Origin of the sequence: Nocardia sp. NBC_00416 (assembly GCF_036032445.1) — a bacterium.
GTDB lineage: Bacteria > Actinomycetota > Actinomycetes > Mycobacteriales > Mycobacteriaceae > Nocardia.
In genome coordinates this window covers 4107194-4132667 of record NZ_CP107932.1, presented here as the reverse complement: position 1 = coordinate 4132667, position 25474 = coordinate 4107194, and the positions used below count along the sequence as shown (strand labels likewise).

Annotated in this window: 16 protein-coding genes; 6 read left to right on the top strand and 10 right to left on the bottom strand. The window is 69.0% G+C overall.

Going from position 1 to position 25474, the window contains the following annotated elements; translation table 11 throughout:
• Positions 1-61: 61 nt before the first annotated feature.
• The 7 genes from OG804_RS17590 to OG804_RS17560 all read right to left on the bottom strand — a co-directional run bounded on the left by OG804_RS17590 (position 62) and on the right by OG804_RS17560 (position 13359).
• On the bottom strand, positions 62-1336 hold the full coding sequence (locus OG804_RS17590; RefSeq protein ID WP_328387847.1) for a wax ester/triacylglycerol synthase domain-containing protein: 1275 nt from the start codon (positions 1334-1336) through the stop codon (positions 62-64).
• Between the two features lie 319 nt (positions 1337-1655).
• The gene (locus tag OG804_RS17585) at positions 1656-5471 is read right to left on the bottom strand and encodes a multifunctional oxoglutarate decarboxylase/oxoglutarate dehydrogenase thiamine pyrophosphate-binding subunit/dihydrolipoyllysine-residue succinyltransferase subunit (RefSeq protein WP_328387845.1); all 3816 of its coding nucleotides are present in this window, start codon (positions 5469-5471) and stop codon (positions 1656-1658) included.
• A 122-nt stretch (positions 5472-5593) separates the two neighbouring features.
• Entirely contained in the window at positions 5594-9223 is a 3630-nt protein-coding gene (locus OG804_RS17580; protein ID WP_328387843.1) for an ABC transporter ATP-binding protein, read from the bottom strand.
• Positions 9224-9312: 89 nt separating this feature from the next.
• A complete protein-coding gene (locus OG804_RS17575) occupies positions 9313-10095 on the bottom strand; it encodes an ABC transporter permease (protein WP_328387841.1) in 783 nt (260 codons plus the stop codon).
• Positions 10092-11039, bottom strand: a complete 948-nt coding sequence (locus tag OG804_RS17570) for an ABC transporter ATP-binding protein (protein WP_328387839.1) — start codon at positions 11037-11039, stop codon at positions 10092-10094. The genes OG804_RS17575 and OG804_RS17570 overlap by 4 nt, the downstream gene beginning before the upstream one ends.
• Positions 11036-11812: a hypothetical protein gene (locus tag OG804_RS17565; protein WP_328398489.1), complete on the bottom strand. Its 777-nt coding sequence runs from the start codon at positions 11810-11812 to the stop codon at positions 11036-11038. The genes OG804_RS17570 and OG804_RS17565 overlap by 4 nt, the downstream gene beginning before the upstream one ends.
• A 521-nt stretch (positions 11813-12333) precedes the next feature.
• Positions 12334-13359, bottom strand: a complete 1026-nt coding sequence (locus tag OG804_RS17560) for a glutathione S-transferase family protein (protein WP_328387837.1) — start codon at positions 13357-13359, stop codon at positions 12334-12336.
• Between the two features lie 38 nt (positions 13360-13397).
• Here OG804_RS17560 and OG804_RS17555 point away from each other — a divergent pair, with 38 nt between their 5' ends.
• Both OG804_RS17555 and OG804_RS17550 read left to right on the top strand, forming a co-directional pair.
• Positions 13398-14192 carry an enoyl-CoA hydratase/isomerase family protein gene (locus tag OG804_RS17555; RefSeq protein ID WP_328387835.1) on the top strand — a complete coding sequence of 265 codons (795 nt, stop codon included), beginning with the start codon at positions 13398-13400 and terminating at the stop codon, positions 14190-14192.
• Between the two features lie 114 nt (positions 14193-14306).
• Positions 14307-15656: a class I adenylate-forming enzyme family protein gene (locus OG804_RS17550; RefSeq protein ID WP_328387833.1), complete on the top strand. Its 1350-nt coding sequence runs from the start codon at positions 14307-14309 to the stop codon at positions 15654-15656.
• 3 nt (positions 15657-15659) lie between these two features.
• Here OG804_RS17550 and OG804_RS17545 read toward each other — a convergent pair whose 3' ends face one another.
• Complete coding sequence (locus OG804_RS17545) at positions 15660-16418, bottom strand: tyrosine-protein phosphatase (protein ID WP_328387831.1); 759 nt, start codon at positions 16416-16418, stop codon at positions 15660-15662.
• A 393-nt stretch (positions 16419-16811) separates the two neighbouring features.
• Here OG804_RS17545 and OG804_RS17540 point away from each other — a divergent pair, with 393 nt between their 5' ends.
• Positions 16812-17294: a TetR family transcriptional regulator gene (locus OG804_RS17540; protein WP_328387829.1), complete on the top strand. Its 483-nt coding sequence runs from the start codon at positions 16812-16814 to the stop codon at positions 17292-17294.
• Between the two features lie 44 nt (positions 17295-17338).
• Positions 17339-18526: an amino acid deaminase/aldolase gene (locus tag OG804_RS17535; protein WP_442941558.1), complete on the top strand. Its 1188-nt coding sequence runs from the start codon at positions 17339-17341 to the stop codon at positions 18524-18526.
• A gap of 122 nt (positions 18527-18648) precedes the next feature.
• Here OG804_RS17535 and OG804_RS17530 read toward each other — a convergent pair whose 3' ends face one another.
• Both OG804_RS17530 and OG804_RS17525 read right to left on the bottom strand, forming a co-directional pair.
• Positions 18649-21990 (bottom strand): AAA domain-containing protein, encoded by a 3342-nt coding sequence (locus OG804_RS17530; RefSeq protein ID WP_328387825.1) that lies wholly within the window; start codon positions 21988-21990, stop codon positions 18649-18651.
• Between the two features lie 105 nt (positions 21991-22095).
• Positions 22096-23901, bottom strand: a complete 1806-nt coding sequence (locus OG804_RS17525; protein ID WP_328387823.1) for a DEAD/DEAH box helicase — start codon at positions 23899-23901, stop codon at positions 22096-22098.
• Between the two features lie 60 nt (positions 23902-23961).
• Between OG804_RS17525 and OG804_RS17520 the strand changes: the two genes are divergently transcribed.
• Complete coding sequence (locus OG804_RS17520) at positions 23962-24828, top strand: carbon-nitrogen hydrolase family protein (protein WP_328387821.1); 867 nt, start codon at positions 23962-23964, stop codon at positions 24826-24828.
• Positions 24828-25463, top strand: coding sequence for a phosphoribosyltransferase (locus OG804_RS17515; RefSeq protein WP_328387819.1), 636 nt, complete (start codon positions 24828-24830; stop codon positions 25461-25463). The genes OG804_RS17520 and OG804_RS17515 overlap by 1 nt, the downstream gene beginning before the upstream one ends.
• Positions 25464-25474 lie beyond the last annotated feature (11 nt).

The following is a 25474-nucleotide window of genomic DNA, read 5'->3' as shown; positions in this document are numbered from 1 at the left end:
ATCCGGCCGGGATCATCCGGCCGGATTTCCGCGCCCGCCGGCGGTATCGGTCGTGGCTATGTCACGCAGTGTGCTCTTCGAGATGGTTCGCTTCGTGCTGCCACACGTTGTGCAGGTCGTCCATCTGCGGCAGCGCGGGATCGGTCACGAATACCACTGATGAACGGCCCTCGTAGCTGTAGAGCAGTGCCGCGGCAGGAGCTCCGAGCGGAAGCAGGACCAGTGGGTCGATGGCGGACACGGCAGTTCCTTGCCATTGCAGCGGATGCCGGAAGGCGACATTCGAGCAGAAGATGGCCCCGCGTTCCGGAGCGAGCAATGCCGACATCGACATGTTCACCAGCCTGCGCGGCGCACCTTGGGTCAATCGGCGCAGGGCCTCGCGGTGCGTGGCGGACTTCAAGAGACGATTGGCCTCGATAGTGGCCGGAAGCACCGAGGGAACCGGCATGGTGGGGTCGGGAACGACGACGCGCCCCGCGAGCGTCTGGTTGCCGGGCGCATCGACATCGACCGGCCGCCGGATGTTGAGCGCGATGCTCAACGGCAACGCCCGGGAGGCGTGTGTGGCGTGCACCGCTGTCCAGCTGGCGAAGGTACGGGCCACCGACGTCACGTAGGCGTCGTTCACAGTGCCCCCGTGCCGGCGAGCCGCTGAACGCAGCACCTCCGTCGGCACCGCGGACCAGTTCAGGCCCCGCTCCTGCGAGTAGCGGTACGTGGGATGAGGCCACAGATCGGTGGTGGCCGTGGTGCGAGCCAGGAACTTCAGGGCGCCCCACTTGTCTCGCAGCGAAGGCGCGGGCGGATCTACCAGTGCCTGCACCACACCGGAGGACTGCTCCTTCGGAACAGGGTCGGCGCTGAAAAGGGTCTCCACGGCGTGCGCCACCGCGCCTCCGTCCTGCAGCCCGTGGTGGACCCGGTAAAAGAGGGCGTAACGGTCGGCGGCGTACCCGTGGATGATGGTGAGGTCCCACCGGGGACCGTCGGTGGGGAACGCGGCCCGGCTCAATTCGCGCGTCGCATCCTCCACTGCGGCGCCCACCGGCAACTCGTGCTCGCGAATATGCTGTTCCACGTCCGGTCGCCGCTGAACCCACTGTGCGGCAAGACCTTGTCCGACCATCACCGCCGACAGGGAGGGCAGCGCAGTCAACCGCCCTGTCACATGCGCACAGAGTTCGTCGCGCCGCGCGGGCGCACCGGTCAGGTGTAGAACCGCACCGACGACCAGGCCCGCCTGTTCGTAGATGAGCGCGTCCAGGGGTGACGGCCGTTGCTCGAGGCCGGCGATCGTCGTCTCCCCGCCGCTCTGCTGGAGCTCCTGAGTCATACATTTCCTCCTATGTACACCGGCCTGCCGACACTGGAGCGTCCCGGTTTCGATGCGTACCGGTTTATTTGTCTCCCACCGGATCTCGGCATGGAGTGCACAGAAGGATTCCATGAAGGCCGGGTATTCGCCGTTCGGTCATTCCCAGCCCGGGAACGCACCAGCGTGGCGCCTGTCACAAACGCGGTATCGGCGAATGAACCCGTGGCGATGCGCCGGAGAATCCGGTGGCGCCGTGGCGTGCGGTACCCGGGAACGACGAACGCCGGGTGTGAACCGCATCGATGCGGTTCACACCCGGCGTCGGGCGTATCGGTGATCAGTCGGTCGGCAGGAAGGCCTCGTCGATGATCTCGGCCTGCTCCACCGCGTGCACCTTGCTCGAACCCGAGGACGGGGCCGACATGGCGCGCCGGGAGATGCGGCGCAGGCGGCCCAGCCGGTCCGGCAGCAGTTCGGGCAGGTTCAGGCCGAAGAACGGCCACGCGCCCTGGTTGGCCGGTTCCTCCTGGACCCAAGCGATCTCGGTGGCGTTCGAATACCGCTCCAGCGCCTCGTTCAACCGGAACTTCGGCAGCGGGTAGAGCTGCTCGACCCGGACGATGGCGACATCGTCACGCTTGCGCTTGGCCTTGGCCGCGGCGAGCTCGTAGTACAGCTTGCCGCTGGTCAGCAGGATGCGCTTGACCGCGCCGCGATCGCCGATGCCCTGTTCGTAGGTGGGCTCGTCGAAGACCGAGCGGAACTTGCTCTCGGTGAAATCCTTCAGATCGCTGACCACTGCCTTGTTGCGCAGCATCGACTTCGGGGTGAAGACGATCAGCGGGCGGCGGATGCCGTCCAGTGCGTGGCGGCGCAACAGGTGGAAGTAGTTCGCCGGGGTGGATGGCACCGCCACCGTCATCGAACCCTCCGCGCACAGCTGCAGGAAGCGTTCGATACGGCCGGAGGTGTGGTCCGGTCCCTGCCCCTCGTGCCCGTGCGGCAGCAGCAGCACGACCTCGGAGAGCTGGCCCCATTTGGCCTCACCGGAGGAGATGAACTCGTCGATGATCGACTGCGCGCCGTTGACGAAGTCACCGAACTGGGCCTCCCACAGCACCAGCGCGTCCGGGTTACCCAGCGAATAGCCGTATTCGAAGCCGACGGCGGCGTACTCGCTCAGCGCCGAATCGTGCACGGCGAACCAGCCCGGGTTGGCGCTGTTGATGTTGTGCAGCGGGGTGTACTCGGCGGCGGTCTTGCGGTCGATGATCACCGAATGCCGCTGGGTGAACGTGCCGCGACGTGAGTCCTGGCCGGTGAGGCGAACCGCTTTGCCCTCGTCGATCAGGCTGCCGAAGGCCAGCAACTCGGCGAACGCCCAGTCGACCTTGCCCTCGTAGGCCATATCGCGGCGCTTGTCCAGCACCGGCTGGACGCGCGGATGCACGCTGAAGCCGTCGGGCACGTTCAGGAACGCGTCGCCGATCCGCTGCAGGACCGATTTGTCGACAGCGGTGAGCACGGTGGACGGGATCTGCTGATCGTCCTCCACCGATTCGCTCGGGCTCTGCGCGTACTTCTCCAGTTCCCGGACCTCGTTGAAGACCCGCTCCAACTGGCCCTGGTAGTCGCGCAGCGCGTCCTCGGCCTCTTTCAGCGAGATATCGCCACGGCCGATCAGGCTTTCGGTGTAGCTCTTGCGGACGCTGCGCTTGGTGTCGATGACGTCGTACATGTACGGCTGGGTCATCGACGGGTCGTCGCCCTCGTTGTGACCGCGACGGCGGTAGCAGATCAGGTCGATGACCACGTCCTTGCGGAACTTCTGCCGGAAATCGACCGCCAGACGTGCGACCCAGTCGCACGCTTCGGGGTCGTCACCGTTGACGTGGAAGATCGGGGCGCCGATGAACTTGGCGATATCGGTGGAGTACTCGGTGGACCGGCTGTTCTCCGGGGCGGTGGTGAAACCGATCTGGTTGTTCACCACGATATGGATGGTGCCGCCCACGCGGTAACCGCGCAGCCCCGACAGGTTCAAGGTCTCGGCCACCACACCCTGACCCGCGAACGCGGCGTCACCGTGCAGCATCAGCGGCACGACGGAGAAGCCCTCCGGGCCGTCGCCCTTGTCCAGCAGATCCTGCTTGGCGCGCGCCAGACCCTCGAGCACCGGGTCGACCGCTTCCAGATGCGACGGGTTGGCGGTCAGCGAGACCTCGATCTCGTTGTCGCCGAACATCTGCAGGTAGTTGCCGCGCGCACCGAGGTGGTACTTCACATCGCCCGAGCCGTGCGTGGCGGCCGGGTTCATATTGCCCTCGAACTCGGTGAAGATCTTCGAGTAGGGCTTGCCCACGATATTGGCCAGCACATTGAGCCGGCCGCGGTGCGGCATACCGATGATCACCTCGTCCAGCGCGTACTCGGCGCACTGGTCGATCACGGCGTCCATCATCGGGATGACGGTTTCGGCGCCCTCCAGCGAGAAACGCTTCTGGCCGACGTACTTGGTCTGCAGGAAGGTCTCGAACGCCTCGGCCGCGTTCAGCCGGTTCAGGATGTACTTCTGCTGCGCGACGGTCGGCTTGACGTGCTTCTGCTCGACCCGGTCCTGCATCCACTTGAGCTGGTCTTCTTCGAGGATGTGGGTGTACTCCACACCGACGTGGCGACAGTAGGAATCACGCAGCACCGAAAGCACATCGCGCAGCTTCATCCGCTCTTCGCTGTGGAAACCGCCGACGTTGAACTCGCGGTCCAGATCCCACAGGGTGAGGCCGTGCTGGGTGACGTCCAGATCGGGATGGCTGCGGAACTTGTCCTTGACCAGCCGCAGCGGATCGGTGTCGGCCATCAGGTGACCGCGGTTGCGGTAGGCGGCGATCATCTCCAGCACGCGGGTGCTCTTGTCGACCCCGCGTTCCTTGATGTCCTTGCGCCAGCGCACCGGCTCGTAGGGCACCGCCAGACCGTGGAAGATCTCGTCGTAGAACTCGTCCGCGATCAGCAGTTTGTGCACGGTGCGCAGGAAATCACCGGATTCCGCGCCCTGGATGATGCGGTGATCGTAGGTGGAGGTCAGCGTCATGAGCTTGCCGATGCCGATATCGGCGATCCGCTCGTCGCTCATCCCCTGGAACTCCGCCGGGTACTCCATGGCGCCGGCGCCGATGATCGCGCCCTGCCCCTGCATCAGCCGCGGCACGGAGTGCACGGTGCCGATGGTGCCCGGGTTGGTCAGCGAGATGGTGACACCGCTGAAATCCTCGGCGGTCAGTTTGCCGTCACGAGCCCGACGGACGATGTCCTCGTAGGCGGTGTGGAACTGGCCGAAGGTCATCGCCTCGGTGCCCTTGATCGCCGCGACCACCAGGGAACGGCTCCCGTCCTTACCGGGCAGGTCGATGGCCAGACCCAGATTGGTGTGGGCGGGGGTCACCGCGTTCGGCTTCCCGTCGACCTCGGCGAAATGCCGGTTCATATTCGGGAACGCCTTCACGGCCTGCACGATCGCGTAGCCGAGCAGGTGGGTGAAGGAGATCTTGCCGCCCCGGGTGCGGGCGAGATGGTTGTTGATGACCAGCCGGTTGTCGATCATCAACTTGGCGGGTACCGCCCGCACACTGGTGGCGGTCGGGATGGTCAGCGACGCCGCCATGTTCTTGGCGACCGCCGCGGCCGCGCCGCGTAAGACCTTCTTCTCGTCCGCGGCCGGGGGAGCCTTCGGCGCACCCGAGGTGGGGGCGGCGTTGGAGGCCGGCGCGGGAGTCGTCTGCGGGGTCCGCTGCGCCGCCGCGGTGGTCCGCGCGGCGGTGGTGGCGGCCGGAGCCGCCTTGGCCGCGGCGGCCGGAGCGGCCGCGGCGGCCGGAGCCGTGGGCGCGGTGGCCCGGGTCTGGACGGAGGCGGTTTCGGCGGGAGCGGGGGCCGGGGCGGAGTTCACCGCCGAGGTCTGGCCCGCTGGTGCCGGAGCGGACTGGGTGCTACCGGGATCACCGGTGATCTCAGGGGTGTAGTCGGCGAGGAACTCGTGCCAGCTGGCGTCGACCGAGGATGGATCCTGTTTGAACTTCTGATACATCTCGTCGACCAGCCACTGGTTCTGACCGAACTGGGATTTTGAGCTGCTCACAGCAGGTGTTCGCCTCATTTCGTTCTTCGCGCTGCGACGTTTGTGACGTGCCCGGCACCGGGCTTCGTGGGTGGGTACCCGATACGCCCTCTGACGAGGATATGCCCCCGCGCACATCGGCTTCGTCACCGACCACCGGACTATCCCGACCTCATTGTTGACGACTCGTCCTCGACCGAGAATATTCCTTCGCCGCTTCCGGCCGCTGTCCAGAGGCGGGCATAGTGCCCACCAGCGGCGACGAGCTCGGCGTGCGTGCCGATTTCCACGATGCGGCCGTGCTCGACCACCGCGATCCGATCGGCCCGCGCGGCAGTCGCCAAACGATGCGCGACCACGATCGTGGTCCGGTCGCGGGCCAGGGAGCCGGTCGCTGCCAGCACCTTTTCCTCGGTGTCGGGATCGAGGGTGGCGGTCGCCTCGTCGAGCAGGAGCAGATCGGGGTCGACCAGTTGGGCGCGCGCCAGCGCGATGAGCTGACGCTGCCCCGCGGAGAGCCCGCGGCCGCGTTCGCCCACGGGCCGATGGAATCCACCGGGCAGCCCGACGATCATGTCCTCCGCACCGACCGCCCGGGCAGCCGCGGCGATCTCCGATTCGCCGGCGGACGGTTTCCCGAACGCGATGTTGCTCGCGATGTCGCCGGTGAAGAGGTGAGCTTCCTGCGGCACCATGCCGAGCCTGGACCGGTACCGGTCCAGGCGGTAGTTCCGGATATCGCGACCGTCCACTCGGATCGCGCCGGAATCGGCGCCGGCGAGGTCGTAGAGGCGGGCCAGCAATTTGACGATCGTGGACTTACCGGCGCCGGTCGCGCCGACCAGGGCCAGCGATTCACCCGGCGCGACCGCCAGATCCACCTCGTCGAGCGCCGCGCGTTCGGTTCCCGGATAGCGGAATCGCACCGTATCGAGGACGAGATCGCCGCGTAGGCCCCCGACGATCGGGTCGGCGTCCGGCGGGTCCGCACCGATCGAGGACGGCGTGCGCAGCAGATCACCGATCCGCCGCAGCCCGACCCGTGCCTGCTGGTAACCGTCGAAGACCTGGGACAGCTGCTGGATCGGCCCGAACAGCAGTTCCAGATACAGCACGAAGGCGATCAAGGTGCCGGTGCTGGTGTCGCCGCCGGCCACCGCGTGCGCGCCGGTGAACACCACCAGGGCCAAGGCCAGATCGGTCCACGAGGCCACAAACGCGAAATACAGCGCGATCGCGCGCTGGGCGCGCATCCGGCTGCGCCGGTACTTCGTGGAGTACTCGGCGAACCGGTGTGCCGAAAGCCGTTCGTGCCGGTAGGCCTGCACCGCCCGCAGCCCGGCGATGTTCTCCTGGAAGTCGGCGTTCACGGTGGACACCTGTTCCCGTGAGATGGTGTAGGCCACCGAGGAGACTCGCCGGAAGATCACCGTGGCGATGATCAGCGGCGGGAGCACCCCGAGCAATACCACCAGCGCCAGCTGGGTGTCGATCACCACGAGCGCCACCGCGATACCCGCCAGCGACAGCACACTCACCAGCGCCGTGGACACGCCGGTCTGCAGGAAGGTCGACAGTGCGTCCACGTCGGTGGTCATCCGCGTCATGATCCGGCCGGACAGTTCGCGTTCGTAATAGTCCAGGCCCAGGCGTTGCAAGTGGGCGTAGCTGCGTACCCGCAGCCCGTACAACACCCGCTCCCCGGTGCGGGAGGTGAGCATCGTGGTCGCGGCGGCCACCACCCACCCCGCCAGCACCAGCCCGGTGCCGAGAACGGCCGACCAGATGAGTGCCGACGGTTCGCCGCCGTCGACACCCGCGTCGATCGCATGCCGGACCAGCGGCGGGAAACCGATACCGATCAGCGCGTCCAGGGCGAGCAGGGCCACCGAGGCCAGGACGAGCATCCGCACCGGACGCAGCAACCGGGCCAACCGGAAACCCGGATCGGGTTCGCGCAGCCGGGCCTCGTCCAGCCGCGGCTCTTCGGTGGCGGCGGGCAGCCGTTCGATCGCGCGCCGCAGCTCGGGAGTCGCGCTCAGGTCGGCCGCCGCACCGAAGCGGTCGGTGGACGGATTCCGGGGCAGCCGGTCGGAGACGAAGACCGGGCCGGTGACCGCCACGGTGTCCGGCTCGGGGAGCCGGATGACCCGGTCGGCATGGGCCAGGGTGGATTCCCGGTGGGCCAGGATGATCGTGGTGCGGGAGCCCTGGTCGGGCAGAGCGCCGAAGATCGCGGCCTCGGTGACCGCGTCCACCGCGGAAGTGGCGTCGTCCAGCACCAGGATGCGCGGCCGCGCCAGCAGCGCCCGGGCCAGGGCGATGCGCTGGCGCTGACCCCCGGACAGAGTGAGTCCGCGCTCACCGACCACGGTGTCGTAGCCGTCCGGGAGTTGTTCGATGAATTCGTCGGCCGCGGCCTGCCGGGCGGCGGCCCGGACCTCGTCGGGAGTGGCGTCGGGGCGGCCCAGCGCGATATTGGCCGCGACACTGGAACTGAACAGGAACGGGTCGTCGAACACCACACCGACCGCGGCCCGCAACTCCGTCGCGGCGACCTCGGCGATATCCACCGGCTCCGCGGCGCCGGTGCCGAGCAACCTGATAGTTCCGGAATCGGGTGCGTAGAACCGGGGCAGCAGCAGGGACAGCGTCGTCTTTCCGGACCCCGCCGGCCCGATGATCGCCACCGTCTCACCGGGCCGCACCCGCAGGTCGAGGTCGCGCAACACCGGTTGCTCGGAGTCGAAGCCGAACGTGAGCGCGTCGAGTTCGATACCCAGCGGGCCGTCCGGAACCGGTACCGGACGCGGCGGATCCGCCACCGCCGGGCCCGCGTCGATCACCTGGTAGACGCGTTCGGCGGCGGCCCGGGTGAGCTGGGCCAGGATGATCACCGAGGCCATCGTGCGGGCGGTGGTGGTCATCGTCGTCACATAGGCGCTGAACGCGAGGAAAGTGCCCAGACCGATCGCCCCCTGCAGTGCCAGCCAGCCGCCGAGCCCGATGACGATCACCAGACCGGCCTGCGGGACCGCGGCGAGAGTGGGGGCGAAGCGGGCGTTGATCGTGGCGGCCCGCATCCGCTCGGCGAACAGGCGGCGTCCGTGCTGTTCCAGCACGTCGACCATCCGCCCTTCCTGGCCGAACCCCTTGACCACCCGGACCCCGGTGACCGTCTCCTCCACGTGCTGGGCGAGTTCGGCGGCGCGCTGCTGAGCCGACCAGGTCGCGGCGTGCAGCCGCGGCCGCAACCGGTACACCACCGCGATCACCACGGGCACCATCAGCAAGGCGACCGCCGCCAGCGGCGGCGACAACCACAGCATCACCGCCGCGGCGAGCACGAACTGCAGGAACGACATACCCGACAGCGGCGCCATCGCCAGCAGCGACTGGACGAGCTGCAGATCGGTGATCGAACGGGACACCACCTGGCCGGTGCGCAACGCGTCCTGGCCCGCGCCGTCGAGCCGCTGCAGCGAGCCGAGCAGTTGCAGCCGCAGCCCGTGCTGGACATCCAACGAAAGTTGCCCGGCCAGCATCCGGCGTCCGAACGACGCCGCGAACCGGCCGAACGCCAGCAGGACCAGCAGCCCCGCGACGATGCCGATCACCCGGGTGGCGCCGGTGGTGGCCGAATCCACGGCCCATTTCGTGAGCAGCGGCGCGACGATCTCGGCCGCGGCGCCGGCGACGAGGGCCAGCGCGATACCGGCCAGTGTGCCCCGATAGCGGCGGCATTCCGACCAGAGCCGGCGGATCCAGCCGGGCCGTGCACCGCTGTTCATGATCCCCCTTCGCATCGACCTGTCATCGACCATAACTACGCCCGATGACAAGGTCTTGTTCCCGGCGTCGCCAGGAACCGCTCAGCGGATCAGAGTTCGGCCCGGCGCAGCGACCACCAGCCCGCCGCGCCGATACCGAGCGCCCAGAGCAGCAGCACCACGATCGCGGCCGGGGCGGGAGCCAGCAGATCGCTGTCGGCGAACGAACCCACCAGGACGGTGCTCAGTGTCGCCGACCCCGGCAGCAAGGTGACCACGCCCGGCAGCCCGATACCCGCGGTCACCACCCAGAGCAGCGGTTCGGCGAGCAGGAGCCAGACCAGCACGGCGCCGATCGCCGGTGCCGGAGCCCGCAACAGCAGGCCGATTCCGGTACCGATCACCGCCCAGCACGCCGCCGCGAGCACGCCGCCGCCGAGAACCCCGAACAAGTCGGCCGTGAGCTCGAATTTGCCGCGACCGAACAGCAGCAGGCAGAGCATCGCCACGATCTCCACCGCCAGCGCGGCCGCGGCCGCCGCAGCGGCGGTCACCAGATACTTCGCCCCGGCCAGCCGATCCCGATCGACGGTGAACAACGCGGTGATCACCAGGGTGTTGTGCTGGTGTTCACCCGCCGCGCCCGCCGCCCCGAAAACCGCCGCGGTCACGATCACCACGAACACGGCGATGTAGAGCCCGATGGTGGCGGCTCCGGTCACCAGATCGCCCTCCGGGTCGCGGAGGCCGGCCAGCAGCGCGGTCGCCGTCGCGGCCACGATCGCCGTCGCGATCATCGCCCCGGCCAGCACCCGCGTATAGCGCAGGGTGACGGCCTTGCGGTACTCGGACAGGACAGGCGGAATCAATTCCGCGGGTACGACGTCGATCATCGGGCAACCCCGTACGGCGTAGGAGCGGGTGGCGGCATACCGGGCCCGGCCGCCGCGGCGACGGGCGCCAGTGAAGCGAGCACGCGGTCGGGGTGTATCCGATCCGCGACGATACGGTCCAGCCGGACACCGGCGGCGCGGGCGGCGCCCACGATATCCTCCTCGGTCGCTCCGGCCACGGCCAGTTGCTCGTCGGGACGGATCACCGCGTCGGTGAACCCGCGCGCGGCGAGCGCGGTGGCGACGGCGATCGACGACGACGACGCGACCACCAGCCGGTCCGGGTTGCGCCGCCGCAGCCGGGCCGGGCTGCCCTGGTAGACCACCGATCCAGCGCTCAGCACCACCAGATGATCCGCGATCGGCAATGCCGTGACCAGGCTGCGCGTCGTGAACAAGACGGTGCCGCCGCGCCGCGTGTGGCCCCGCAGGAAACCCTGCAACCAGGACAATTCGCCGAGCTGCATATCTGCGGCCGGATCGTCGAGGATCAGTAGACGCGGATCGCCGAGCAGGGCGGTCGCCAGCGCGGCGCGGGTCTCCTCACCGACTGTCAGATCATCCGGGACGGCGTGGGCGCGTTCGGTCAGACCGGTGGCCCGGATGACCTCCCGGACCCGCTTGTCGGAGTAGCCGCCGGCGGCGGCGTAGACCCGGATGTGATCGTGGACCGTCCGGCGCGGATGCAGCCCCCGCGGCGCGAGTACCGCCCCGACCGCCGTGCTGCCCCGACCGCCGGAGAGAGCGACCGATCCCGCCGTGGGCGGGAGCAGGCCCAGCAGAATGCCCGCCACACTGGACTTACCGGATCCCGGCGGGCCGACCAGCGCCGCGCAGGTCCCCGACGCGATATCGAAAGACACGTCCTGCGCCCCGATGCTGAAATCCTCGTATCGCTTGGACAGACCCCGGACCGTGATCGCCGGGTGCGTTGTGCGGGTCACCGGGAACCGGCCGGCGGTTCGGTCCCATTCGGCAACGCACCAGCCGCACCCTCGGGCCGATGCTGCGAATCACCCTGTGTCAGTGACTTGTTCGGCTTCTCGAGAGCCGGCGGCAACGCGGCGTCCACGATCATATCGTCCGCGAAATAGGCCGGCGCCGGACCGAATGCGTTGCGGGCGTTGCGAACAGTGGCCTTGCCCAGCGCCCGGTTACCGACGCCGCCGATCACCGCGCCGATACCGGCCGGAACTATCTTGCCCGCCATCAGCGCGGCACGTTTGGTGATGAACCGGACGATGAACCGTTTGAGCAGCGAATCGTTCATCCCGGCCAGACCCGGAATCTTGTTCGCGAACACGGTCCCCCAGTTCTTCGCCGAGGTACCGACACTCTTCTGCACGATCTCCATACCGCTGTCACCGAGCACCACCGCCAGCACCAGCGCGCGCCGCTGCTCGGTGTTCTCCGGCCGGACCCCGTGCACCGACGCCACCGCGAGAGTGAACAGGGCGGACGCCTCCATGAAGAAAGTGGTCTCCGCGCTCACCGCGGCCAGCGCGGCAAGAGTACCGACACCGGGAATCGCGGCAGACGCCCCGACCGCGCTACCACTGCCGGTCACCGCCAGCAGATACTGACGCTCCAACCGTTCGACGAGCTGCGCGGGCGCCTCGTCGGGATGGGCGCGGCGCAACCGCGCGACATACTTGGCGACAGCGGGCGCCTGTAACCGGGAACCGTGGTCCAGCGCCTCGACCACGGCCTTCTCCAGTGCCCCGTTGCGCACGGCGTCATCCTCCTCCTCGGCCTCTGTGCACTGTAAGCCACAACGGCCCTACGTTCGTTCCGACTGACAACGGATTACCCAGTGAATCGGTTCCGACGCTGTGTCTATTTGCCCCGCCTTCGGCGGGGCGGGTCGGGGCCCTTGTCAACCCCGGTTCTTCACTCCGGCGCTCAGTCGCTGCGCTCCTTCGCTCTGTCGCTCCAGAACCGGGGCGGGCCCCGACCGTGTTTGTTTGCCCCGCCTTCGGCGGGGCGGGTCGGGGCCCTCGTTAACCCCGGTTCTTCACTCCGCCACTCAGTCGCTGCGCTCCTTCGCTCTGTCGCTCCAGAACCGGGGCGGGCCCCGACCGTGGGAGTTGACCATCCGGGAGGAGTGAGGGGTGGGTTTGGTGAGGGGTGGGATTGCTTGCAAATAAACACAGACCTTTGCGGGCAGCCCACGTCTCGACCTCGGCGGGTGAGTCCACGTCTCGCCCTCACGAACGAGCTCGATCCGGCCCGCTCGACCTACCCCGCGCTGTGGTCCGCCGGCACCACCTCGGCCGGGATCGGGGGTGGTGGCGGGGTGCCGTCGCCGAACGGCCTCCCGCCCAGCGCTTCTCGTCCGTGTGGAGTCAGCCAGTTGGACAGGTCCGGGCCCTTGGGGACCACCTGCGTCGGATTGATATCGGTGTGGACCTTGTAGTAGTGGTCCTTGATCTGCGCGAAGTCGATGGTGTCGCCGAATCCGGGGGTTTGGTAGAGGTCGCGCGCGTAGGCCCACAGCACCGGCATCTCGCTGAGTTTGCTCCGGTTGCATTTGAAATGACCGTGGTAGACCGGGTCGAACCGGGCCAGGGTGGTGAACAGGCGGATATCGGCTTCGGTGAGGGTGTCGCCGACCAGGTAGCGCTGGTCGGTCAGGCGGGTGGACAGCCAGTCCAGGGCGGTGAAGAGCCGGTCGTAGGCGGCGTCGTAGCCGTCCTGGGATCCGGCGAATCCGCATCGGTACACGCCGTTGTTCACCTCACGGAACACGCGGGCGTTGACCTCGTCGATTTCGGCCCGCAGCGGCTCGGGATAGAGATCGGGGGCGCCTTCGCGGTGGTGGGCGGTCCATTCGAGGGCGAAGTCGAGGGTTATCCGCGGGTAGTCGTTGGTGACGACCTGTCCGCTCGGCACGTCCACGACGGCGGGCACGGTGATACCGCGCGGGTAGTCGGGGAAGCGGGCCAGGTAGGCATCGCGCAGCCGGGGGATCTGCAGTACCGGGTCGACGCCGCCCGGGTCCAGGTCGAAGGTCCAGCTGAGTTTGTCGTGGGTGGGTCCGCACAGACCCAAGGAGATGGCCGATTCCAGGCCCAGCAGCCGGCGGGAGATCAGGGTCCTGTTGGCCCAGGGGCAGGCGCGGGCCGCGACCAGGCGGTATCGGCCCGGTTCGACCGGGTAGCCGTCGCGGCCGTCGGCGGTGATCCGGGTGGTGATGTAGTTGGTGTCCCGTTTGAATTCGCCCGGTTCGACGTAGGTGCCCTGTGCGGTATCCGAGTCGGTCATGTCACCAGTCTCGCAGGGTGGGCCCATAAGCTGGCGCTATGAGCGCTACCAAACCCACTCGGCTGGAACGCACGGTCACCGTCGGCGGTGCCGAAGTCGCGACGTTGACGCTGGCGAGTCCGCCGTTGAACCTTTTCGACAAGGCCATGTTCGACGCCTTGGTCGACGATATCGCCGGTTTGTCGGCGCAACCGCCGCGCGCGGTGTTGATCCGGGCCGAGGGGAAAGTGGTCTCGGGTGGGGTGGATGTGCACACCTTCGACGGCCTGACCGTCGAACAGGGGGCGCAACTGTGGGAGGACCTGTTCGCCCGGATCGGTCATCCGATCGAGGCGTTGCCCTGCCCGGTGGTTTTCGCCGCGCACGGGCTCACTCTCACCGCCGCGTTCGAGATCGCGCTGGCCTGTGACCTGATCCTGGCGGCGCCGAAGGCGAAATTCGGTCTGGTGGAGATCGTGGTCGGGCTGACTCCGTCGATGGGCGGGCCGCAGCGGCTGGCCGAACGTGCCGGGTCCGGCCGGGCGCGCGAACTCGTGATGACCGGTGATCTGTACGACGCGGCCACCTTGCGGGACTGGGGTGTGGTGAACCAGATCCATGACGATCTCGATGCCGCCGCGGTCGCGCTGACCCACCGGCTGGCCGAGGGGCCGACCCGCGCGCACGCCGCGACCAAGCGGATCGTGGAGGCGTGGCGGTCGGGTGGGGTGGCGCACGCGGATTCGGTGACGCCGCGGGTGTCGGGTGAATTGTTCGATACCGAGGACCTGCCGCAGGCTGTCCGCAGCTTCTTGGAACTGGGCCCGGGTAAGGCGAGCTACCGGGGCCGCTGAGTCCGCAGGTGACGATTTCATAATCTCTCGGACGATTCGCCGACTCCGCACCCACGTTTGTGATCTGCGTCATATAGTCACTGGTGCCAGACAGTTCGATCAGGCGGAGGTCCGATGCAAGCCGGTACGACCACGATCATCGGACCTGCGTCCGGCCCGTCCGCCCCGGGAGAGAGAGCCGCCGGTCCGCCGGATCTGGTGGAGTTCCATATCGTCGATGCCGGCGCCACGGCGCCGCTCTCGCGGGGCGCGGACGGCATCCTGCGCTACGGAAATCTCAGTCCCGCCCTCACCGAACTGCTCGACCTGCAGGTGCACGCGTTCTCGAACCGGGACGCGGTGGTCGAGGTCGGCGGTGGCCGGCTCACGTACCGGGAGCTGTGGCATTCGGCGTCGCGGGTCGCCGGTGGTCTGCAGGAGCACGGGATCGGCTACGGCGACCGGGTCGCGGTGCACATGCCGCCCGGCGTGCGCTGGGTCCAGGCCTTTCTCGGAGCGCTGCTCAGCGGTGCGGTGCCGGTGCTGGTGCACCACGGACTGCCCGGCGAGCTGGCCGATCGGGTCATCGCCGACAGCGACGCCGATTTCGTGCTGGGGGCGGCCGAGCGGGGCTGCGGCGCCACTCGCGGCGATATCCGCTGGGGCGCGGATCTGCCCGACGGCGCCGCGTTCATCGACGACGGCGCGGCGCTCAACGACCTCGCGCTGCTGTGCTACACCAGCGGCTCCGGGGTGGGTGGCGTCCCGACCGGGGTCGAGCTGACGAACGAGAACCTGCTCTCGGCCATCCGCTCCATGGTCGCCGCCCTCGACCTGCCTACCGACGGCCTGCGCAATCTGGTGTTGCAGCCGCTGGCCTATGCCAGTGGTTGCGTCGACCAGTTGCTGCCGACGTTCGCGGTGGGCGGGACCGTGGTGCTGGCGCAGGGGAAGGCCGGCGTCGCCGAGGCGATCGCCACCGAGGGCGTGGACACCCTGGCCGCGAACGCCCGCATCCTCGGTGGGCTGCTGCCGGAACTGGCCGTGAGCCGGGCCGACGGGCTGCGGACCGAGCGGGTGGTCCGGATCAGTACCGCGGGGCATCGTGTTGCCGCGGCCGATGACGGTGAACCGGTTCCGGCCTGCCCGCAGGACCTCGGCCGAGTGTTTCCGTCGGCCCGGCAGTGGTCGGTCTGGGGCGCCACCGAGACCAGCGGGATCGGGCTCGCACTGGGTCCCACGGCCGGGTCCGATGGCGGTGCGGACGGCACCGTGCTGGGTTTCCCGTTCGGCGGGACCGAGCTGGCGTTGTGCGGGCCGGAGGCCGCGGCCGGGCACGGTGAGCTGCTCTGCCGCGGACCCAATGTGACCAGGCGCTACTGGAACGATCCGCAGCGCACCGCCGATCGTTTCACCGGTAGCTGGTTCCACACCGGCGATCACGTGCGAATCGGCGCCGACGGGCTGGTCCGCCGCAGTGCCTGAGGATCAGGCGACGAGTCGTTTCCGCAGGTGTGCGCGCAGGTCCGGGGTGAGCCCTATCGCGGCGAGGTAGGTCTCGAAATCGCCGTGCAGTTCGGTGCCCGAGGCGATGCCCGCCCGGAGGTAGTCCTCGCGCACTTCGAGTACTTCTTTGGGCAGGTCCGCGCCGAACTCCGATTTGAGGGAGGTACGCAGTTCGACGACGGCGTGGTTGCTCAGCAGATAGTCGCCGAAGATCTCGGGCTCGGTGACGCCGACCGCGCGCAGCAGGGTGGCGATCGTCCAGCCGGTGCGGTCTTTTCCGGCGGCGCAGTGCACGAGGACGGCTCCGCGATCGGCGACGATCGCTTCGGCGAGCGCCAGGATGGCCGCATGGGCCTCGGGCCGGGCCGGGAAGTTCCGGTACACGTCCATCATGTAGGCCAGTGCGGCGCCGGGCGCGTCCGCGCGGCCGGCCCCGGCCTCATGGGGTGGGGCGGTGACCGTGCCGTCGTCGAACGGGGTGATGCGGAGACGGACTTCCTGCGGCAGCCGGTCCGCGCCGGCGCGTTCTATCTCGCGGTGTCCGCGCAGATCATGGACCGCGCCGACCCCGAGTTCGCGCAGGGTCGCGTGACCTGCGTCGTCGAGCCTGCTGAGCTGCGCCGAGCGGAGCAGGACTCCGGGCCGGGTCGTTCCGCCGCCGTCGATCCGCAATCCGCCGAGATCTCGAAAGTTGAATGTGCCGCTGATCCGGAGATGCCCGGCGAGGGGGGAGCTTGTCACCGCATCAGGCTAACCGGCGGTGGGCGGGCTGCGTTGTGTGATCCGGCACAGCCGCCGATGATCATGTCGGCGCGGTCGTAGACTGGCCGATGTTCTCTGCCATGCGGAGGAAGTTCGATGCGGGTGCGCGCACAGCGGTGCCGGTCCAGGGTGGATCGGAAGCACGCGCACGGTGTTCCGGGGTATGCGGCAGCGGTACCGCAAGGGCATGTAAAACAGTCTTCGGGTATGAGTTTCCCGTTAGAACTGTTCTCAAACCCCGAAAACCTTCTAATATTGAGAAGACGGATTGGATAGGCTGCTACTTCCCGACTATGCCTACCGATCCGGCCGGCCACTTCGTGTCGAGTAATCGGCCCGGTGTGTGCGAGTTGTTTGCCGAGGGAGCTTGCGTTGGGCGTACGTGGAGAAATAGCGGAGGTGCGGATCCGGTCGGCCGTGCGTGAAGCGGTCGATCATGCAGACGCGGTACTGGATATCGCCGGATTACGGGCGCTGCGGGTGCTGTTGCACGCCGGGGTGAGTGCCTACTGGCCGCTTGTCAAGGCGACTCCGGTGCAGCAGATCCACGCGTATTCGAAGACCGTGCAGACGCTGTGTCAGCACTGGGATTCGCGCTCCGAGGGCTATGTGCCCGATCCCGTGGTGTCCGCGCGGCAGCGTGCTCAGCAGCGTGATGTGATCGAGTGGCTGGAGCTGTGCGCCGCCCGCTCCGGCACCCGCTGGATCGAGCCGGTCGAGTCGGTGGCCTCCTACGTGATGATGGTGGTGCAGGGTTCGGTGCTGCGGTGGCTCGCCGATTGCGACGACGAAGTCGTGCTGGTGGCCTTCGATGATCTGGTCTCCAACCTCGTCACCCGCGCGATCGACGCCTGACACCCGGCCCGTAGAGCTGGACGTATGACCAGTTGCCTGGTTGAGTGGGCCGGGTGAGCGCGACCTCGCCGATTGCCCCGCTGCACGCGGCCACCGCCGATCTCGATCCGCCGCTGGCCGCCCTGGACCTGACCGTCCTGCGTGCCAACGCCGCCGACCTGGTGCGCCGTGCCGCGGGCCGCCCCATCAGAGTGGCCAGCAAATCGGTACGCTGCCGCGCCGTCCTCGAGGAAGTACTCGGCTCCGGACTGACCGCCGCGGGCGGCTTCGCCGGTCTCATGTCGTACTCGCTCGCCGAGGCGATCTGGCTGGTCCGCTGCGGCGCACGTGACGTGCTGCTCGGATACCCCACCGTCGACCGCGCGGCGCTGGCCGAACTCGGCGGCGACGCCGGACTGCTCGCGGCGATCACACTGATGATCGACGATGCGGCGCAACTGGATCTGATCCGGGACGCGATCGGCAGCGCCACCGTAACTCCCCGGGTCTGCCTGGACGTGGACGCCTCACTCCGGATCGGATCCGTGCACCTGGGGGTGCGCCGTTCCCCGGTACGGACCCCTGATCAGGCCGCTGAGCTGGCCGAACAGGCCCGCGCGCGGGGTTTCCGCGTGGTGGGCCTGATGACCTACGAGGCGCAGATCGCGGGGCTGCCGGACACCTCGTTGCCGGTTCGGCTGGTGAAGAAGGCGTCCGCTCGGGAGATCGGTCGCCGCCGAGCGGCGGTACTGGATGCCGTTGTGGCGGTGACCGGTTCGCTGGAAATCGTCAACAGTGGGGGCACCGGCTCCGTCGAACTCAGCGCGGCGGCGCCGGGAGTCACCGAGATCACCGCGGGATCGGGCCTGTACGTCCCCACTCTTTTCGACGGCTATCGCACGTTCGTGCCAAGGCCCGCACTGTATTTCGCGCTGCCGGTACTGCGCCGCCCCGCGCCCGCGATAGTCACCGTGTTCGGCGGCGGATATATCGCGTCCGGCCCCGCCGGGAAGTCGCGTGTACCGAAACCGGTGTGGCCGAAGGGATTGCGTCTACTCGGCGCCGAGGGAGCCGGAGAAGTGCAGACCCCACTGTCGGGGGCCGCGGAACTATCGGTCGGCGACCGGGTCTGGTTCCGGCACGCCAAGGCGGGTGAGCTGTGCGAACGGTTCGATCGGCTGTATCTGGTGGACGGCGGCGGCGCACGGGTCGAGGTGCCTACGTACCGTGGTGAGGGGAAATGTTTCGGATGAGCGGCGAATGAATTCGCTTTCCCGTATTCACGTCGTTACGAGATAATTCCGGTCGGTCCGCGTTTTCGTTTCGCGGAAGTAAAATCAACTGTCCCAGGAAGTCGCCGGGCCCGCGAAATTCTTTATTCTGCGCCCAACTGAATGAACCGTGAGATATTCGCGGATTCTTCCAGCGTTTCCGGTAGGAATTCGGTGAGCAACGGGGACCGGACGATCACCGCGCGGCGGCGCGCGCGGCCTACCGTGTCGTGTACCAACGCGGGAGACAGCAGCGCGCCGACCGGAACAGGAGAATCCTCCGGGCTGGAGGTGGCCAGGGAAACCAGGACCACGGCGGCTTCCCGGCCGCGCAGCAGCTCGGGGGTGGCCACCAGCACCTCTTCCAAGCGGGCCCGCGACAGCAGCGCCTCGATCCGGCTCACCTGCGCGCGGTGGGGGGAGACGACGACGATATCGTGCGGCTGCAGCGGCCGGAAACCGCTGCCGTCGTACCATCGCCGGCCCAGCAGGTCCCGGATCTGTTGCAGCACTTCGCGGGCCTCGGCCTCCGACGAGATGCTGTTGCCGTGGTGTTCCACCAGCACGGCGGCGATACCGGGTTCGACGGCATCGGAGGGCGGATCCGGGACGGGTGCGGTCCGCAGCCGGTCGTCGAAGTAGAGCCGGGCGAGCGGATCGCCGACCCGGGGGTGCAGGCGGTGGGTCCGGTCCAGGAAGTAACCGTGTACCGGGGGCAGGGTGGCGTGACCGGCGGCGAGCCAGGTGAGGGCCGGTAGGTGTACCGGCTCCGGATGCGGTCCGGGATCGCGGTGGTGGCGATCGGTCGGATCGCCGGTGAGAAGCAGGTTCCGGGCACTGACCGAGACAGCGGCGGTGGCCGCGAGCGGGAAGGCGTTGGCGTCGGCGATCACCAGCAGGTCCAGCGAATCACGGGGCACCCGGCCGGGGTCGGTGAAATCGGCGGGGGTACCGCCGACGACGCAGCCGCGAATCGCGTTCGCCAGGAAGCGGGGATACCGACCGGCGTCGAGCACCAGCCATTCCGGCGCCACCGCGACCGCTTCGCTCTTCGCGACCAGTTCGGGCAGTACACCCGCCCGGACCACCGCGTCGAGCAGGTTCTCCACCGGACCGTCGGTGGGCGCGACGATACCGATACGCCAGTTGTCCTCGGTGACGAGCGCGGCGAGGACATCGGCGAGGATGGCGGTGCGGCCGGTGCCGGTCGGCGCCTGCACGGCGAGATAGGACCTGTCCAAATCGCGCAGGGCGGCGGTGATCACGGCCCGCGGATCGTCACCCGGGTCCGGCAGCGGCGTAACCTCCGCCGCGTCGCCGCCGGGACGAAGTCGCGGTGGGCGGCGGGCCAGCAGATCGAACAGGGCGGTGCCGGGCACGGCGGGCAGCGTCACCAGCAGGTGTCTGCCGATGTCCGCCACCGCGTTCGCCGCGGCGCCGGGCGGGCCGGGGACAGCCGGCGCCAAGGCGACCGGAAGTTCGTCGTGCGGTCCGGCGCCGGGGGCCGGGGTCTCCTGGAGCCGGACGGTGTCTCCGTGATCGGCGTCCAGCGAACAGCCGAGCACCGTGGCCGTTCCGTAGGTCCGGATCGCCCGGGGCGCGCGGCCCGCGGCCTCGTAGACGACGCAGACCGCGGTGCCCGGGGCGAGGCCGGGACCGGTGAGCCGGCCGGTGAGCCGGAGGAAGCGCCGCACACCGTCGTCCGGGCCGATATGCCATTTCGTATCCACCGCACAGGAATCGGCGACCATGACTCCCGGCGCGGAAGGCCACTCGGACAGCGGGTGGGTGAGCCGGTCGATATGAGCCCACCACGGTTGCTGCAGTTCGCGACGGTGGTAGCCGAGCAGCGCGGCGGTGAGCGCCGCGACGCGGTAGGAGTCGGGTGGAGTCGCCGGGGCGCCACCACCGGGCCGCCGGGTGCGCGGCCCACCGGCCGCGAATTCGGCCAGTGCGGCCTCGGTGGACGAGAGCCGCGCGGGGGGCGTCTCGCGGAGCAGCCGGTCGAGTGTGGACGAGTGCGCGGTGGTGGCCGGAGCCGGCGGGCCGCCCGACTGTTTGCGCAGCCGGTCCGCGAGCGGCAGCACGGTGGTGGCGCCGGATGCGCCGGCCGGGTCCGTGAACGCCGGGGCGATCTCGGACAGTTCGTAGGATCGCGACCCCAGCACGAATCCGCCCCGGACGATCGGATACAGGTCCACCAGGGTTCCGGTCCGCAGCAAGACATCCACGGACTCCTCACCGGAGCCGAGACGGCCGCTGGTGTGCAGCAGGAAAGTCCGGGCGGCGGGCGTGTAGTGGTAGATGTGCAGGTCCGGATCGGCCAGCAGTGGTTCGGTGAGCGCCGCCAGGATATCGGTGAACGCGCGGCGCGCGGCGCCGCGCAGGTCCTGGCGCGGGTCGGACGAGAGCCCGTCGGAGGGGGACTCGAACGCAAGCTCGCGGGTCAGCCGGAGCGAATCGCGGGCGGCGATGTCGACCCGCAACCGGTCCGGCGCGACCCGATGGATGTGCAGCGCGAGATCGCCCGGTGTGGCGGGCGGCAGCATATCCAGCGCGGACGGGTCGGTCGCGACGTATTCGGCGCGCCCCGAGTGTTCCTGTCGTAGCTGGACGACGGCCTGGGCGCGGAGCCGGGTGAGGATGCGCGGCGGTATCTCCGGCGGTGCGACGGTGCGGGTGGTGAGACGGTCGATGCTGGTGACGCCCGCCGCCCGCAGTCCCGCGCGCGTGGCGCGGTCCATACCGGCGACCAGCAGCAGATCCCGGGACTCGGTGCGGGCGGCCCGGCAGGTAGCGCAGCGGCGGCAGGCGCGGAACCGTGGATCACCCCACTGCACCGGCAGCAGTTCGCTGGTGTGTTCGGCCAGGATCTCCGCCGTGCGCGCGCGCCGCGCCAGATACAGCGGCCGGATATCGGCCAGTTCGACGGATCGGGTCCCGGCGCCGCAGTACACCGACAGCAGCGGATCGACCGGGATCGACTGCTGCTCGAGCAGGGCGGCGCCGACGGTCATGCGCAGTGCTGTGGCGACCAGATCCGCCGGTTCGGATGCGACGCCGTGCAGTCGTACACCGTGCGCGGTGTGGGTCAGCAGGTCGGCATGCGCGAACACGTCACCGTCGAACACCGTGGGACCGGCCACCGCGAGCGCCTCGGTGCGGAGCGCGGCGAGGGATTCGGTGTGTGCGGTGGTCAGCGCATCGATGCGTTCGGCGGGCCGGGCGATCTCGACCAGCGCGTCGCCGTACCGCTGCCGGACCCGGACGAACTCGGCGGCCTCCTCGTGGGCATGACCTGTTGTCCCGCAACCGGTTTCGTCACCGAGCTCGCCGGTGGCCGTGCCCACTTCGGCGTCGAGCGCGCGCAGCAGCGCGAATTCGCAGCGCGCGGAACGCACCAGATCCGTGGCACTGCACACCACCCGATCACCGACAACGAACACCCACGGCCCTCCTGCGCCCAGTGACACCCCGGCCGGCGCATCCGCGCGGACCGGACCGGCCCCACTGTAACCACCGGGTCCGACCTGGTGGAACGGACCGTTGAATCAGGAACGCGGTTTCCGGCGATCCTGGCGTTTCGGGCCGTCGTGGCGGGCACCGCGACCGATCGAACGATGTCCCGGCGCGCCCTGGTCCAGCTGCAATTGGATCAGCACTCCGCTGATCCGGGTGCGCCGCAGGGCTTCCAGGGTTTCCGCCGGAAGCTTGGCCGGCAGTTCGACCAGGCTGTGGTCGGGCCGGATGCTGATATGCCCGAAATCGCTACGCCGCAAACCGCCCTCGTTGGCGATCGCGCCGACGATCGCGCCCGGGACCACCCGATGCCGTTTACCGACACTGATGCGGTAGGTGGCCAGTTCCTCGCCGGTAGCGCGCTGCCGGGCCGGACCGCGGCGGTCGTCGTCGAAACCGCCCTCTTCGAACCGGCGCGGCGCGCGTTCGCGGCGTGGCCGCTCCACCGGTTCGGGTTCGGGTTCGAGGAAGAAACTCTCGCCGTCCTGCGCGGCCACGGCCAGCGCGGCCGCGATATCGGCCAGCGGCGTGTTGTGCTCCTGCTCGTAATCCTCGATCAGTTTGCGGAACAGAGCGAGATTGTCCGAACTGAGGTTCTCGGTGATCGCGTCGCCGAACTTCGCGACCCGCTGCGCGTTCACATCGTCGATGCTGGGCAGCTGCATCTCGGTCAGCGGATGGCGGGTGGCGCGCTCGATGGATTTGAGCAGGTGGCGTTCGCGCGGGGCGACGAACAGCAGCGCCTCACCGCTGCGGCCCGCCCGCCCGGTCCGGCCGATGCGGTGCACATAGGACTCGGTGTCGTGCGGGATGTCGTAGTTCACCACGTGCGAGATCCGGTCGACGTCCAGGCCGCGGGCCGCGACATCGGTGGCGACCAGGATGTCCAGCGTGCCCGCCTTCAGCTGGCCGATGGTGCGTTCGCGCTGTGCCTGGGCGATATCACCGTTGATCGCCGCGGCCGAGAACCCGCGGGCGCGCAACTTCTCGGCCAACTCCTCGGTGGCCTGTTTGGTGCGCACGAAGATGATCATGGCCTCGAAGGACTCCACCTCGAGGATCCGGGTGAGCGCGTCGAGTTTGCGCTGATGCGATACCAGTACCCAGCGCTGGGTGATGTTGGTGGCCGTGCTGGTCTTGGCCTTGACCGTGATCTCGACCGGTTCGCGCAGGTACTGCTTGGAGATCTTGCGGATCGCCGCCGGCATGGTCGCGGAGAACAGCGCCACCTGCTTATCGGCCGGGGTGTCGGCGAGGATGCGCTCGACATCCTCCTGGAACCCCATCTTCAGCATCTCGTCGGCTTCGTCGAGCACCAGGTAGCGCAGCTGCGACAGGTCCAGGGTGCCCTTCGCCAGGTGGTCGATCACCCGGCCGGGCGTACCCACCACGACCTGTGCGCCGCGGCGCAGACCCGACAGCTGCACGCCGTAACTCTGGCCGCCGTAGATGGGCAGCACATGGGTGCCCGGCATATGCGTGGCATACCGTCCGAACGCCTCCGCGACCTGGATCGCGAGCTCACGGGTCGGCGCGAGCACCAGCGCGGCGGGCTGCTTGCCGGTGGGCCGGTCCTGCAGCAGGCCCTCCAGGATGGGAATCGCGAACGCCGCGGTCTTACCGGTACCGGTCTGTGCCAGACCCACCACATCCGTGCCCGCCATCAGCGGGGGAATGGTCGCGGCCTGGATAGGGGAGGGCGATTCGTAGCCGACGTCGGCGATGGCCGAAAGAATTCGGTCATCGATTCCGAGATCGGCGAAGGTCGGTCCGGCGGTTTCGGGTTCGGTCTCGTCGGTGTTCTCGCCGAGGTTGCCCTCGCCCTCATTGGTGCTCATTGACCAGAAGTTTACTGGTACTGCCTGGTTGTCCGGACCACCGGGCCATACGGTGTCAGCATGGAAGCCGACCCTGCCGACTCCCTCGGGCCCTCCTCCACCGGCCCCGTGGACATCGCCGCGGTGCAGTTCGCGCCGCATACCGATATCGATGCCAACCTGGCGGCTCTCACCGCCCACGTGCGCGCCGCGGCCGAACGCGGGGCCCGCGTGGTGGTCGCTCCGGAGTACTCGATGTTCGCGCTGGGCCGCCTGGACGATCGGGCCCGCGCCGCCGCCCAACCGCTGGACGGTCCGTTCGTCAGCGCACTGGCCGCACTGGCCGCGGATACCGGGGTCCACCTGGTGGCCGGCGTCGTCGAGACGACCGCCCCGGCGGACGGCCGGATCCACAACACCCTGGTCGTTCTCGGGCCCGACGGGTCGCTGTGCGCGCGGTACCGCAAGGTGCACCTCTACGACGCCTTCGGGCAGCGCGAATCGGAGGTCGTGCGGCCCGGACCGCTCGACGAGACGGCCCTGTTCACCGTCGAGGGCCTGACCTTCGGCCTGCAGACCTGCTTCGACCTGCGGTTCCCGGAGGGTTTCCGGCGGCTGGCGGCCGCGGGCGCCGAGGTTCTGCTGTTACCTGCCCAGTGGATCCCGGGACCGGGCAAGGTCGACCAGTGGACCACCCTGCTACGCGCCCGGGCCATCGAGAACACGGTGTACGTGGCCGCGGCCGATCAGTGCGGACCGCGGGGTGCGGGGTACTCGATGATCGTCGACCCGGCGGGCCGGGTGCTCGGCGAACTCGCCGACGAGCCGGGCATCGTCGCGGCGCGGCTGGAGCCCGAAGTCCTGGACCGCGTCCGCACCTCCAACCCGAGCCTCGCCCTGCGCAGGTTCGCCGTCGGCGCGCCGGTGGCGGGTAGCGTCGAAGGATAATGCTCTACGCCGACCGTGTGACCGCCGGACGCGCGCTGGGAAGCGAACTGACGCACCTGCGTGCGACGGACCCGCTGGTGCTCGGGCTACCGCGCGGGGGAGTGCCGGTGGCGGCGGCGGTCCGCGAAGTCATCGGCGGCGATCTGGATATCCTGCTGGTCCGCAAGCTGGGTGTGCCCTGGCAACCGGAGTTGGCGGCCGGGGCGATCGGTGAGCAGGGGGTCCGAGTGATCAACTCCGACGTCCTGCGCCAGACCGGACTGGACCGGGCGCGGCTGGACGCGATCGAAGCCGATGAGCGGGCCGAACTGGATCGTCGCCGCGTGCTGTGGCGGGGCGACATCCCGCCGATCCCGCTGCTGGACCGCACCGTGGTGATCGTCGACGACGGTGTCGCCACCGGTGCGACGGTGGTCGTGGCGTGCCGGGTGGCCCGGGCCCAGCGACCCCGGCGGGTCGTGGTGGCGGTGCCGGTCTCGGCGCCCGAGGCGCTCGAATGGATCCGCGCCGAGGCCGACGAGGTGGTGTGCCCGCACGCGCCGTCGGCGCTGGCCGGGGTGGGCGGGGCCTACCGCGACTTCCATCAGCTCGAGGACAGCGAGGTCACCGGATTGCTCCGCCCGGACACCCGGTGAGGGCACCGGGT

Bases quoted from the DNA above. Each gene is read 5' to 3' on its own strand.
- OG804_RS17590 (WP_328387847.1), bottom strand. From the start codon at position 1,336: ATGACTCAGGAGCTCCAGCAGAGCGGCGGGGAGACGACGATCGCCGGC.
- OG804_RS17585 (WP_328387845.1), bottom strand. From the start codon at position 5,471: ATGAGGCGAACACCTGCTGTGAGCAGCTCAAAATCCCAGTTCGGTCAG.
- OG804_RS17580 (WP_328387843.1), bottom strand. From the start codon at position 9,223: ATGAACAGCGGTGCACGGCCCGGCTGGATCCGCCGGCTCTGGTCGGAA.
- OG804_RS17575 (WP_328387841.1), bottom strand. From the start codon at position 10,095: ATGATCGACGTCGTACCCGCGGAATTGATTCCGCCTGTCCTGTCCGAG.
- OG804_RS17560 (WP_328387837.1), bottom strand. From the start codon at position 13,359: ATGACCGACTCGGATACCGCACAGGGCACCTACGTCGAACCGGGCGAA.
- OG804_RS17555 (WP_328387835.1), top strand. From the start codon at position 13,398: ATGAGCGCTACCAAACCCACTCGGCTGGAACGCACGGTCACCGTCGGC.
- OG804_RS17550 (WP_328387833.1), top strand. From the start codon at position 14,307: ATGCAAGCCGGTACGACCACGATCATCGGACCTGCGTCCGGCCCGTCC.
- OG804_RS17525 (WP_328387823.1), bottom strand. From the start codon at position 23,901: ATGAGCACCAATGAGGGCGAGGGCAACCTCGGCGAGAACACCGACGAG.
- OG804_RS17520 (WP_328387821.1), top strand. From the start codon at position 23,962: ATGGAAGCCGACCCTGCCGACTCCCTCGGGCCCTCCTCCACCGGCCCC.
- OG804_RS17515 (WP_328387819.1), top strand. From the start codon at position 24,828: ATGCTCTACGCCGACCGTGTGACCGCCGGACGCGCGCTGGGAAGCGAA.